Origin of the sequence: Dactylosporangium sp. NPDC048998 (genome assembly GCF_043197855.1) — a bacterium.
Taxonomy (GTDB): Bacteria; Actinomycetota; Actinomycetes; order Mycobacteriales; family Micromonosporaceae; genus Dactylosporangium.
This window is the reverse complement of the sequence record NZ_JBICTV010000012.1, coordinates 35,130-47,562: the sequence shown is the minus strand read 5'-3', so window position 1 is coordinate 47,562 and position 12,433 is coordinate 35,130. Positions and strand designations below refer to the sequence as shown.

Below are 12,433 nucleotides of genomic sequence, written 5' to 3'. Positions count from 1 at the left end.
GCCGGTTGCATGCTCAGACGCCGGGTGGCGCCGGACGACCCGCCCAGCAGGGCAGTTGCGGCATCCGATGAACGCACCCGCCCGAGAAACCGTGAATCTTGCCCGGTACGCGTGGCTGGCCATGGCAGCGGCCATCGTCACCATCTCCCTGAAGTACGTCGCATATCTGGTGACCGGGTCGGTCGGCCTGCTGTCCGACGCGGCGGAGTCGGTGGTCAACCTGGTCGCGGCGATCATCGCCCTGGTCGCGTTGAAGGTTGCCGCTCGGCCGGCCGACGCCAGCCACAACTACGGTCACGGCAAGGCGGAGTACTTCTCGGCCGGCCTCGAAGGACTCATGATCTTCGTGGCGGCCGGCGTGATCCTGGTCAGCGCCGTCCGCCGGTTCCTCGACCCGGTACCGCTCGACAGCGTCGGCCTCGGCCTTGCGATATCCACCCTCGCCACCCTCGTCAACGGCGCGGTGGGGTGGCTGCTGATCCGGGTGGGCCGGCGGCACCGCTCAGTCACCCTCACCGCCGACGGCAAGCACCTGATGACCGACGTCTGGACGTCCGCCGGCGTACTGGTCGCCGTGGTGCTGGTCGTGGTCACCGGCTGGCAGCGGCTCGACCCGGTGGTGGCCGCCGTCGTCGGCATCAACATCCTGGTCACCGGTGGCCGCCTGGTGGTGCAGTCGGTGCGGGCACTGCTCGACGAGGCCGTCAGCCCGCAGGATCTGGCCGCCGTCATCGCTGCCCTCGACCCGTTCCGGTCCGACCAGGTCGCGATCCATGGGCTGCAAACCCGCCAGTCCGGCCGGCACCGCTTCGTCTCCATGCACGTCCTGGTCCCGGGCGACTGGACCGTCCAACGCGGACACGACCTCCTGGAACAGATCGAGGCGGCCGTCCGTGACGCACTTGCGGACAGCAGCGTGCTGACCCACCTGGAACCCCTCGAAGACCGCCGTGCCTACGACGACTACACCTACGACGGCCAGGCAACCTCATGATCTGCCCGCCGCATGCCGGGCACCACGGACAAGACGATCATCGGTCGTCGGCCTGCCAGTCCCACTGTCCGCGCGGGGGTACGGCGGCTGCCGGCGGATGCCCGCGGCGGTCGGTTCGGCGGGGCCGGGCGGCCGGGGTCGGGTCGGATGCCGCGGGTGTCGCTGGTGCGGGCCGGTGGCGGGCGGTGAACGCGGCGAGCGCGGTGGTGATCGGGACGGCGGCGATGAGTCCGATGGTGCCGACCACGGAGCGGACGATCTCCTGGGCCAGCAGCTGCGAGGTCAGTACCTCGCCGACGGGCTCGCTGCCGGCGGCGAGCAGCAACAGCAGCGGCAGTGAGGCTCCCGCGTAGGCGAGCACGATGGTGTTGACGACGGAGGCGATGTGTGCCCGGCCGATGCGGCTGGCGGCCCGGTACAGCTGCGCGAAGCCGAGGGTGTGGTTGGCGGCGGACAGCTCGGCCACGGTGAAGGACTGGGTGACCGCGATGTCGTCGAGCACGCCGAGGGAGCCGATGAGGATCCCGGCCAGCAGCAGTCCGCGCATGTCGACCTGGTGGTACATGAGGGTCAGGAACGACGATTCCTCGCTGGCGACGCCGTTGAGGCTCGCGGCGGCCGTGGCCGCCTGGGACAGCAGCCCGGTCAGGCAGAGACTGGCCAGGGTGCCGAGCACGGCGATCGACGTCGCGGTGTTGAAGCCGTGCGTGAGGTACAGCACGGTCAGCATGATCGCCGCGGCGCCGATCACCGCGACGAGCAGCGGCGGTCGGCCGGCGAGGATTGCCGGGACGATGAAGTACAGCAGGATGCCGAACGTGACGGCGAGCCCGGCGAGGGCGGTGAGGCCGCGCCACCGGCCGAACGCGATGACCGCGGCGGCGAAACAGGCGCCGAGGACCCACAGTTGTGTGCCGCGCTGGTGGTCGATGATCTGGTACTGCACCGGGCCGGCGGGCTCGCCGGTGACGATGAGCACCACGCGGTCCCCGGTCTGTACGGTGACGGCGCCGGGTCCGGCCGGCACGTCGGTGGTGACCACCCGGCCGCGGCCGACGCCGTCGGTGACCTCGACTTCGACGGTGCCGCAGTCCGCCGGTCTGCCGGTGGCTGCGGCTGCCGGGTCGTCCACGCCGGCGGGGCAGGCCGCGTGCTGCACCGCCCGGACCTTGCCGAACGCGCGGAGATCACCTCCGCCGGTGTCGGTGTGGTACCCGCCGCGTGGCCACAGCAGCGCCATCCCCACCGCGACCAGTACCGCCGCCGGCACCAGCACCGCCAGGCTGAACCGCGCCGCACGCCGGGACAGCCGCATCCGCCCGTGCCGGTGTGTGTGCCCGGTCTGGTCTCCCACGAGGCCGGGCGGGCGCGGCTGCCGCGTCACGTGAGGACCGGGATGAGGCTGGCGGCAAAGGCGAGATAGAACACGCTCGCGACGGTGAGGGTCCTGGCGTTGAACTTCCCGGCCCGCAGCAGTCCCAGGAGGTAGACGATCGCGACCATGGTCGCGATCCCGGAGATCAGCAGGGCACTGTCGAACCGCCACGAGGTGAACAGCAGACCCAGACCGCTGGGCACGGTGGCCTGGATCATCATCGCGCCGGAGATGTTCGCCAACGCCAGGGACGTCTTGCCCTGCCTGACCCAGATGATGGCGTTCATGATCTCGGGCAGCTCGGTGGCGATCGGGGACAGCAGCAGCGCGGTCACCGCGGCCGGCAATCCGAGCATCGGCCCGATGGTGTCGAGCTGGTGCACGAACAGCTGCGACGCGGCGAAGATGACCGCGAGCGTGACCAGGGTCTGGGTGATCACTGCCCAGGTTGCCGGGACGGCGCGGCGGCGTTGCAGCAGCAGCGGGGCGAGGTCCTCGCCGCCGCCGTGTTCGCCGCCGCCGCGGATCTCGCGCCAGAAGTACACGGCGTAGGCGGCGAAGAACAGCAGGCCCAGCCACGGCTTGATCGCGAACGCGACCAGACCGAGGGCCACCTTGACCACGAAGATCGTCAGGAACCAGCGCTGGTCCCGGGCAAGCTTCCCGAGATCACCGACCTCGTCACCGGGCGGCGTGGTCGCCGCCTCGGGCCCGCCGACGCTCGCCAGGACAGCGGCGTTGGCGCGCAGGCGGCGGCGACGGGCCAGCATCATCCAGCCGGTCACGCCGTACGCGACGGTCGCCAGCGCGAGCGGGCCGCCCATCGCGGCGCCGACGCCGATGTCTTTCTGCGCGCCGCTGGTGCCGAACACGACGGCCACGAACGTGACGACGCTTTCGGGCAGCGCCGTACCGAACGCGGCCAGGATCGTGCCGACGGCGAGGGGTCCGACCTTCAACCGTTGCCCGAGCCACTCAACGGCGTTGACGAACCACTCGCACGCCAGATAGATCACCGCAGCGCAGGCGATGAGCAACACGAAATGGATCACGGGGGGCCGGTTTCCTCTCCGCGTCACGCGCGGGAACCGAACTCCCGGGGGTACACCGGAGACCTCGACCCCGCGGCGACGCACACGTCACCATGGGTCGAAGGTCTCGTCCACCTCCCGACGGAGGCCCGGCTACCGGGAACCCATCAGGGTTCCAGCATGTCGACAACCGGCGAAGGACTACTCCCCTTCAATCGCGACCACTATAGCCGTAGGCCCGACCGGCCGGTAGTGGTCCCCGTCACCCGTGTCGCCGGGATGGGGTCTGTGCAGGACGACGTGATCAGCGCGCCGGGGGCGTGACCGCGGCGACCAGGGCCGAGCGCGGTGAGCGCTTGCCGAGCAGGTTCTGGGCGTACACGGCGTAGGTGTACTCCGTCGAGCCGTTCAGGCCCTTGAGGGTCACGTCGGTGCGGTTGGTCGTCGTGACCCGCGTCTCGGCCGCGCCGTTGACGGCGACCACCTGGTACGTCGTGCCGCCGATCCGGCTGGGGCGGTGCTGCCAGGTCAGCCGGACGCTGTTCGAGGTCACGTCCGTGACGGTCAGCAGCTGCGGGGCGGCGCGGTCGACGACGGTGCCGGCCGTACTGTTGCGGAACACCGTCGCCTCTCGCGTGTCCGTGCGAAGACCGTTGGGGCCGTTGATGAACCGCTGCCCCCAGGCCGTGCGGCTGTTGCCGTCGAAGTTGTTCACCAGGTCCAGATAGCTGTACTTCTTGTCGTTGCCGCTCCAGGACCAGCCGAGGAAGCCGAGGTGCTGCGCCTGTGCGTAGGCCATGATGGCGTCCTCGTCCGGCTTGCCCCACTCGTGCTGGCTGGAGAACTCGCCGATGACGATCGGCAGGCGGCGCTTGGTGAACGAGGTGAGATAGCTGTTGACCTTCGCGGCGGTGTTGAACATGCCGTACATGTGGATGTCGAACGCGGTGTTGCCGGTGGGGTCGGCGGCGACGATCCGCTCGGCGTTGTCGCGCATGACGAACGACTCGTCCTGGCCCCAGCCGGGGCCGTCGACCAGCAGCGTGTGCTTGAAGCCGGCGGCGCGCAGCCGGCGGATCGCGTCGGCCGTCTGCTGCGCCCAGGGCCACGTGGTGCCGTTGGCGAACGGCTCGTCGGCGATGTTGACCATGACGTAGTCCTCGTGGCCGATCAGCGTGTCGCGCAGGCTGAGCCAGAACTGCACCGCTTCCGCCATCGGCGCCGCCTTCTTGTCCTGGCCGAAGCCGGCGGTGTCGTGGGCATCGAAGATGCAGATCAGCCGGTTCTTCTCGCACACGTCGACGGCCGTCGCCACCTCCGAGGCCTTGGCCCGCCGCCATTGGTGGCCGATGCCGAGGGTGACCCGCACCGCGTTGGCGCCCGCCGCCTTGATGCCCGCGAACGAGTCGTTCTTGTTCGGGTACCACATGAAGTCGTGGTTGATGCCGCGCAGCACGAGGTCGCTGCCGTCGGCCTCGACGATCCGGCCGTCGCGCACCCGGATGCCGATGTGCGGCTCGGCGGCGTGCGCCCGGCCCGATGTCGAGAGCACGCCGAGGCCGGCCAGGAGTACGGCGATCGCCAGCACCGCTCTGGATGGGCCGGCGGTACGCGGTTGGGCCGGGCGGCTGGGGCGGGCCGGCAGAACGTATCCCACGGGTTCTGCGGCTACCCCGGGCCGGCCACTGCTACCCGCACCGCCGGGTGAACGCTCAGCCGACGGGCACCATGCGGGCCGCGGCGATGAACGCCTCCAGCTCGTGGGCGATGTCCGGTCCGGTCGGCTGGTAGAGGATCTCGGTGATGCCCCGCTCGGCGTATCCGGCGAGACGGTCGGCCAGCTGCCGGGCCGATCCGGTCACCGTCGTGGTCGGGATCGCGGCCCAGCTGCCGGCCGCCCAGGCGGCCCGGTCGGCGGCGTTGAGGGCGACCAGATGGTGGTCGTGGACCGCCAGGTGCCGCTCTCGTTCGGGAGCCCGGTTGACCACGTCCAGCCAGGCCTGCCCGCCGGGCAGCGCGGTCACGTCGCCGCCGAACTCGTAGGCGGCGTGGTAGGCCAGCGCGTTGCCCGGCCCGGCGGCGGCGCGGACCCGGGGTGAGTCCAGGGCCTCACCGTCGGCCAGCACGGTGCCGTGCACGCCGAGCGCCGCCCAGCTGAACTCCTTGGCGAACGCGGTCTCGTCGTTGATGCTGAACAGCCCGTCGGCCAGTTCCTTCGCGACGGCGAGACCCTTCGGGCCCAGCGCCGAGATCAGCACGGGCACGTCGATCGGGCGGGCCGGGGCGTGGCCGGCCGGGTGCAGCATGCGCATGCGGCCGCCGTCCCAGTCGACGGTTTCGCCGCGCAGCAGGGCGCGGAAGACGCGGACGTATTCGCCGAGATAGGCCCACGTGCTGGGCTTGGCGCCCATCGCGCGGGCGCCGGTGAATCCGGTGCCGAAGGCGACGGCGACCCGCCCCGGTGCCAGGGCGGCCAGGGTGGCCGCACCCGAGGCGTTGACCATCGGGTGGCGGAGGTTGGGCACCAGCACGCCCGGCCCCAGGCCGATGCGGTGGGTGCGTTGCGCGGCCAGCGCCAGCATCATCCACACGTCCGGGCTCTGCTGCGGGGTGTCGAACAGCCAGGCTCGGTCGTAGCCCAGTTGCTCGGAGACGGCGATGTGCGCCGGCGCGTCGAGGGAGGTCGGGAACTGGCTGGAAATCCTCATGAGCAGTCCTCTGATCGGATCAGGTGACCATCTCCGCGTGCTGCACCCAACGGTACCGTGGCCATGGTGTGTGGCCGCGACGCCGGCGGCCCGGCCGGCGTGCTCGCGGCCGGTGAACAGCCCGACGCCCGATCGCCGTGTGTCACGTCCACGGTCGTCGGTCGGCCACGGGTCACCGTCGGCGTCCACCCGGTCGTGGACCCATTCGCATCGCACGGGCACGGCGGTGCGCGGCGTACACCAGCAGCAGGGCGCTGCCGAGCAGGGTCGTGCCGGCCACCGGTGCCGGCCTGGCCGCCACGGCCACGCTCAGGCCGATGTTCGCGACGCTCAGCACCACGATCAGCCTCTCGAATCGCCACCATCGCCAGCGCCGGTGCCGACGCGCCGGTGGCCGGTCGGCGGTCAGCGCCGCCGCGGCGGCCAGCACGAAGGTCACCAGCACCGCGACCGCAACACCGTCGCGCACCAGCATCGACACACCCGCAGTCTGCCCGTATTTGCGTCTCCACGCAAATAGAAGTCATTCGTTGATACCGGCGGGCGCGGGCGAGCGCCATGGCACCGTGATTTCTCCTTCATCCGGCGTTCACCTGGTCCCCCTACATTTCCGGCGCACGCCGAAGTCGAAGGAGCCCCGGAAATGTCTGCTCTGCTCTCCGCCATCGCGGTCGAGGTGGTCAGCGCCCTGCTGATCTCACTCATCGTCACCGCGGTCCGTCGCCTCTTCAGCGCCAGGGCCGGCCGTACCGCCTGAAATCGCCCGATCCGTGGTTGATCGCGTGCGGCCCGGGTAACCGCCTCGCTTTGGGAGGTACTTACCCATGACGACGACCACACAGACAGCAACCTCCAACCCTCCGCGGACGCCTGCCACCGAGCCGTCTCGGCAGACCGCAACCCAGCGCCGCGGCACCCCGCGAAAGGCAACCGCGCCGGCGCGGCAGGCGGGGCAGCAGACCGAGCCGAAGAAGGCGCCACCCTCCCGCGCGAGACAGCGCAAGGCGGAGCCGGCCCGGGCCGGGCGGGCGCCCGAGTCCGAGCTGGTGACCTGGCACGACATGCCGATGCCGCACCTCAAGGTGCCGGTCGTCCACATGCACGTGCCGGACGTACGGTCCACCCTCGCCAACGTCAGGTGGACGGACCGCATCACGCCCGCCATGCGGCAGCCCAGGCAGCTGCTGTACTACGGCGGCGTCGGCGCGCTCGCCGTGCTCGGCGTCCTGGAATGGCCGGTCGCCCTCGCGGCCGCCGCCGGAGTCTGGGTGGCAACGCACCAGCGTCGTACTCCGGCCACCGCCGGGTGATGGCGGGGAGCGCAAGCCGGCCGTCCCGCGGCCGGCGCAAGGTATGGGCGCGGGACGGCTTGGCACACATCGAGGTCCGCGGCGCCCGGCAGCATCTGGTCACCGCCGAGCAGGGCAGGCTGCTCGAGGACGCGGTCGAGAAGCTGCGCGGCGTGGACTGGGCGGCGTGGAACGCGATGCTCGGCCGGCTGATCGTCAGTTACGACGCGGACGGGCTCGGCCTCGACGATGTCGTCGAGGCGGTCGCGGAGGCCGAGTCCGAGCACCTTCCCGCCGACGATTCGAGCGGGCGGGGGGACCTGGAGGCGGAGCCCCGTCATCGGCTCGCGCTGGCCGTCGACCTTCTGGCCGCCGCCGGATCGTTCGCGGCGCGGAGCCTGCGGCTGCCCGCGGCGCCGCTCGAACTGGCCGCTCTCGTCGCGCTGGTCGACCACGTGCCGGGGGTGCGCGCCCGCCTGCAGCGAGCGCTCGGCCCCAACAGGGCCGATCTGCTGGTCTCCGCGGTGGGCGCGACGATCCACGCCGTGAGCCAGGCTGAGCTGTCCTCGATCGCCGACGCCGCCCTGCGCACCGTCCTGCTGCGGGAGGCGTCGGCGCAGCGGGAGACCTGGCGGCGCAGGGCACCCGAGCTGACCGGGGACGCCGCCGCAGGCCGGGCCGACAGCCCCGACGGCGACCGGCCGGGTGAGCTGCCCGACGGCCCGATCGAGCGGTACGCGCACCGGGTCAGCGCACTGACGCTGCTCGTCGCCGCCGCGGTCACGGCGCTGCCCGCGGGCCTGCGCCGCGCGGCCCGGGTGACCGCGGCCGGTTCGCCGGTCCCCGCGTATGCCGGGCGGGAGGCGTTCGCGAGCGGGCTCGGCCGGCTGCTCGCGCGCCGCGACGTGCTCGTCCGCGACCGGGCCGCGCTGCGCCGGCTGGACCGGGTCGACACCGTGGTCATCGACGCGGGTGTGCTGACCGGCGGACGGCACGTCATCACCCACGTTGCGCCCGTGAACGGGACGGTCGAGGCCGCCTGGGAGGCCGCGACGCGGCTCGTCGACGGCCCCGGCACGCCGCCGGCCGGCGCCGACGGCTGGGCGCTCACCGACCTGCGCCGCCTGGACACCCCGATCCCGGACGCCGTCCTGGACGACGTGCGCTCCCACGACGGCGTCCGGGGGAAGCTGTACGCGCTGACCCGAGACGGCGGCGTCGTGGCCGTCGTCCTCGTGGAGCCGGCGCTGGATCCGCTGACCGCGGCCGTGATCGCGGCCGGCCGCCAGGTCGGGTCCGTGCTGCTCGCCGGCGCGCCGGCCGGTATCCGCCGCCGGGTGCGCACGGACGGTACCGTGCCCGGGGGCTCGCGCCTCGCCGCGTCGATCCGGGCGCTGCAGGCCGACGGGCACGTCGTGGTCCTCATCGGCGAGCGCAACGACGCCGCGCTCGCCGCGGCGGACTGCGGCTTCGGCGTGCTGCGCGAGGACCGCCGGCCCCCGTGGGGCGCCCACCTGATGGGCGGACCCGGCCTGGAGACGGCCTGGCTGCTGCTCGAAGCCACGGCGGTGGCGCGGGCGGTGAGCCGGCGCAGCACCCACGTGGCGTTGCAGGGTTCGGCGGCCGGCGCGCTGCTGGGGCTCGCCGAGACCACGCGACGCGGCGCCCGTCGTGCGTCGATCGCCACGGCCATCGCACACGGGGCCAACGTCGCCAGCGCGATGTGGTCGGCGCGTGGCCTGTCCCGCCGTACTCCGCCCGCGCCGCCCGTCGACGTCGCGTGGCACGCGCTGCCCGTCGGTGAGGTCATGCGGGCCCTGGACACGTCGCCGCGCGGCATCGACGAGGAGGACGCCGAGCGGCGCCGGCAGGCCCGGGGCGCGCAGGAGGCGCCCGATGTGCCGGCGGAGCGGGGGATCCTCGGCACCATCGTCGGTGAGCTCGACACCCCGCTGACGCTGCCGCTGGCCGCCGGTGCCGGCGTCTCCGCCGTGACGGGGGCGACGAGCGACGCTGTGCTGGTCGTCGCCGTCATCCTCGCCAACGCGGTGCTGTCCGGCATCCAGGACATGGCGGCCCGGCGCGCATTGAGCCGGCTGGTGAGCGAGGCGGCGCCGCGGGTCCGGCTGCGCCGCGCCGGCGTCGACCGGGTCGGCACCATCGACGAGCTGGTGCCCGGCGACGTCGTCCTCCTGGAGCCGGGCGACGCGGTGCCGGCGGACTGCCGGCTGCTCGACATCGTCGGCCTGGAGATGGACGAGTCCCCGCTGACCGGCGAGTCCGTGCCGGTCGTCAAGAGCGCCACCGCCACCCGCGCTGCCGCCATCGCCGAGCGCACCAGCATGGTGTACGCCGGCACCACCGTGGCCGCCGGATCGGCCACGTGCGTCGTGGTGGCGACCGGCACGGACACGGAGGCCGGCCGCAACGCCCTGATCGCGCTGCAGGAACCGCCGAAGAGCGGGGTCCAGCAGCGGCTGCGCGAGCTGACCAAGGCATCGCTGCCGGTGGCGGGTGCCGCGGCGGCGGCGCTGCTCACCACCGGTGTGTTCCGGGGACGGCTGGCCGAGTCGATCAACAGTTCGGTCGCGCTCGCGGTCGCGGCGATTCCCGAGGGGCTGCCCTTCATCGCGACCGCGGCCGAGCTCAGCGCCAGCCGCCGGCTGTCCCGGCGCAACATCCTCGTCCGCGATCCCCGCTCGATGGAGGCGATCGGCCGGGTCGACGTGATCTGTTTCGACAAGACCGGCACGCTGACCGAGGGACGCATCGCGCTGCGCAGCGTCTCCGACGGGCGCGAGCACGTGCCGATGGACGGGCTCACCGCGCGGTACCGGGAAATCCTCGCCGCCGGGCTCCGCGCGAGCCCGGCCCCGAACGGGCAGGAGGCGCTGCCCCATCCGACCGACCAGGCGGTCGTGGTCGGTGCCGCGGCGGCCGGTATCACCACCGGTGAGGCGGCCGACGGTTGGCGTCCCGTCCGCGAGCTGCCCTTCGAGCCGGCGCGCGGGTTCCACGCCGTCCTCGGTGCGGCCAACGGCGGCCAGGTGATCAGTGTCAAGGGCGCCCCGGAGATCACGCTGCCGCGCTGCGACAGCTGGCGCGTGAACGGGGAGGCGCGGCCGCTGACGCGGTCCGACCGGCAGGCGATCGAGGCGGAGGTCGACCGGATGGCCCGGCAGGGGCTACGGGTGCTCGCGATCGCGGAGCGGGCGGCGTCGGCACGGCGCCGCCTCGACGACGAGCGCGTCGACGACATGCAGTTCCTCGGCCTGCTCGGGCTGGCCGACCCGACCCGCCCGAGCGCCGCCGAGGCGATCGACCGGCTGCGCCGGGCCGGCATCAAGGTGCTCATGCTGACCGGCGACCATCCCAGCACCGCGGAGGCGATCGCCGCCGAGCTCGACCTGCTCGACGGCGGCACCGTGGTGACCGGGCCCGAGCTGGACAGCGCCGAGGCCGACGACGCGATCGTCGACGCGCTGGTGTCCAAGGCATCGGTCTTCGCGCGGGTGACCCCCGCGCACAAGGTCGCGGTCGTCCGCGCGCTGCACCGGGCCGGGTGCAGCGTCGCGGTCACCGGCGACGGCGCCAACGACGCCCCGGCCATCCGGCTCGCCGACGTCGGCATCGCGCTCGGCGAGCAGGCCACGGCCGCGGCCCGGCAGGCGGCGGACCTGATCGTGATGGACGGCCGGATCGAGACGATCGTCGACGGGGTGGTCGAGGGGCGCGCCATGTGGGCGTCGGTCCGCGAGTCGCTGGCGCTGCTCCTCGGCGGCAACCTCGGCGAGATCCTGTTCACCGTCGGCGGATCCCTCGTCTCGGCGACGCCACCGCTCAACGCGCGGCAGATCCTGTTCGTCAATCTGATGACGGACCTGCTGCCCGCGATCACGGTCGCCGCCCGGCCGCCGAAGCACGTCAGCCCCGACCAACTGGTCCGTGAGGGGCCGGAGGCCTCGCTGGGCAGGGCGCTGACCGGCAACGTGGTCCGCCGCGCGGTCGCGACCTCGGCGGCGACGGCGAGCGCCTGGCTGACCGCGAAGGCAACCGGGACGGCCGAGCGCGCCAGTACCGTGGCGCTCGCCTCCCTGGTCGGCGCGCAGCTGGGCCAGACCGCGCTGCTCTCCGGCGGGGACCCGGTGGTCCTCGGCGCCGCCGGCGCCTCCGCCGCGGCGCTGGTCGGTGTCGTACAGACCCCGGGCCTGAGCCAGTTCTTCGGCTGCCGGCCGATCGGTCCGGTGGCCTGGGGGATCGTCCTGGCCGCGACGGCGGCCGGCACGACACTCGGGGCGCTGCGGCTGCCGATACCGCTGCCGGGGCAGCCGGCAGCTCAATCCTGAGCTTCCCGAAGCACGGCGTCGGCCGCCCTGCGGTCTCGTGCGACCCGGACCAACGCCCCGGCCAGTTTCGGCAGCTGTGCCGTTGACACGAGGCCGGCGAGGTCGTCGGCCGATCGGGGCAGATGCAGCCGCTCCGCCCCGTCGGCGACCTTGGCGTCGGCGAACGGCGCGATGTCCGGCCACACCGCCTGTACCTCACGCAGGAAGATGTCGGCGCCCGTGGGTCCGATGCCGGGGAACTCGGCCAGCAGCCCGCGAAGCCGTTCGACGTCGCCGTCTGCCTCGCGGTGCAGGCGGCGCAGATCGCCGTGCCAGCGGTCCTGGCAGTGCTGGGCGGCGTCGCCGAGCATGGTCGCGGTCCGCTCCTGGTAGCGCCGGTAGTGGCCACGGGCCAGGGCGTCCACCCGGTCCTGCCAGGTCGCCTCGGTCATTCGTTGCGGTGTGCGGTACCCGGCCCGAAACAGCTCCCGGGTCGCGCCCACCGCGACACCGGAGGAGATGCGGGCGCTGAGCAACGTCGCGAGCACCAGCATCTGGTACAGGGGGGCGGGCTTGTCGGCCAGCGTGATGCCGGCCTCCTCGGCGAAGGTGGTGCCTTCGCGGTCCAGGAGCGCAGCAACTGTGCGCTCGTTGTTCAGTGTTGCCATGGTCCTGCTCCGCTCATCGAGAGCATCGCGCCGGCGCAACGTC

General features: G+C 72.9%; 9 protein-coding genes. 3 read left to right on the top strand and 6 right to left on the bottom strand.

What is annotated here, in order from left to right; all coding sequences use genetic code 11:
- The first annotated feature begins 91 nt into the window (after positions 1 to 91).
- Positions 92 to 994, top strand: a complete 903-nt coding sequence (locus ACGFI8_RS26015) for a cation diffusion facilitator family transporter (protein WP_392808733.1) — start codon at positions 92 to 94, stop codon at positions 992 to 994.
- A gap of 37 nt (positions 995 to 1,031) precedes the next feature.
- Here ACGFI8_RS26015 and ACGFI8_RS26010 read toward each other — a convergent pair whose 3' ends face one another.
- The 5 genes from ACGFI8_RS26010 to ACGFI8_RS25990 form a co-directional block, all read right to left on the bottom strand.
- Positions 1,032 to 2,309, bottom strand: coding sequence for a YibE/F family protein (locus ACGFI8_RS26010; RefSeq protein ID WP_392808974.1), 1,278 nt, complete (start codon positions 2,307 to 2,309; stop codon positions 1,032 to 1,034).
- Positions 2,310 to 2,374: 65 nt separating this feature from the next.
- Positions 2,375 to 3,421, bottom strand: a complete 1,047-nt coding sequence (locus ACGFI8_RS26005; RefSeq protein ID WP_392808732.1) for a sodium:calcium antiporter — start codon at positions 3,419 to 3,421, stop codon at positions 2,375 to 2,377.
- Positions 3,422 to 3,704: 283 nt separating this feature from the next.
- Complete coding sequence (locus tag ACGFI8_RS26000; protein ID WP_392808730.1) at positions 3,705 to 4,988, bottom strand: cellulase family glycosylhydrolase; 1,284 nt, start codon at positions 4,986 to 4,988, stop codon at positions 3,705 to 3,707.
- Between the two features lie 124 nt (positions 4,989 to 5,112).
- Complete coding sequence (locus tag ACGFI8_RS25995) at positions 5,113 to 6,108, bottom strand: LLM class flavin-dependent oxidoreductase (RefSeq protein ID WP_392808729.1); 996 nt, start codon at positions 6,106 to 6,108, stop codon at positions 5,113 to 5,115.
- Positions 6,109 to 6,280: 172 nt separating this feature from the next.
- Complete coding sequence (locus tag ACGFI8_RS25990) at positions 6,281 to 6,589, bottom strand: hypothetical protein (protein WP_392808728.1); 309 nt, start codon at positions 6,587 to 6,589, stop codon at positions 6,281 to 6,283.
- Between the two features lie 343 nt (positions 6,590 to 6,932).
- Here ACGFI8_RS25990 and ACGFI8_RS25985 point away from each other — a divergent pair, with 343 nt between their 5' ends.
- Positions 6,933 to 7,418 (top strand): hypothetical protein, encoded by a 486-nt coding sequence (locus ACGFI8_RS25985; RefSeq protein WP_392808726.1) that lies wholly within the window; start codon positions 6,933 to 6,935, stop codon positions 7,416 to 7,418.
- Positions 7,418 to 11,743, top strand: a complete 4,326-nt coding sequence (locus ACGFI8_RS25980) for an HAD-IC family P-type ATPase (RefSeq protein WP_392808724.1) — start codon at positions 7,418 to 7,420, stop codon at positions 11,741 to 11,743. The genes ACGFI8_RS25985 and ACGFI8_RS25980 overlap by 1 nt, the downstream gene beginning before the upstream one ends.
- On the opposite strand, the gene ACGFI8_RS25975 is transcribed toward ACGFI8_RS25980, so the two are convergent.
- Positions 11,734 to 12,390: a hypothetical protein gene (locus ACGFI8_RS25975; RefSeq protein ID WP_392808722.1), complete on the bottom strand. Its 657-nt coding sequence runs from the start codon at positions 12,388 to 12,390 to the stop codon at positions 11,734 to 11,736. The two genes, ACGFI8_RS25980 and ACGFI8_RS25975, sit on opposite strands and share 10 nt — an antisense overlap.
- Between the last annotated feature and the right edge of the window lie 43 nt (positions 12,391 to 12,433).

Excerpts from the sequence above, each read along its gene's own strand:
- ACGFI8_RS25995 (WP_392808729.1), bottom strand. The coding sequence starts at position 6,108 with ATGAGGATTTCCAGCCAGTTCCCGACCTCCCTCGACGCGCCGGCGCAC.
- ACGFI8_RS25980 (WP_392808724.1), top strand. The coding sequence starts at position 7,418 with ATGGCGGGGAGCGCAAGCCGGCCGTCCCGCGGCCGGCGCAAGGTATGG.
- ACGFI8_RS25975 (WP_392808722.1), bottom strand. The coding sequence starts at position 12,390 with ATGGCAACACTGAACAACGAGCGCACAGTTGCTGCGCTCCTGGACCGC.
- ACGFI8_RS26010 (WP_392808974.1), bottom strand. The coding sequence starts at position 2,309 with ATGCGGCTGTCCCGGCGTGCGGCGCGGTTCAGCCTGGCGGTGCTGGTG.
- ACGFI8_RS25985 (WP_392808726.1), top strand. The coding sequence starts at position 6,933 with ATGACGACGACCACACAGACAGCAACCTCCAACCCTCCGCGGACGCCT.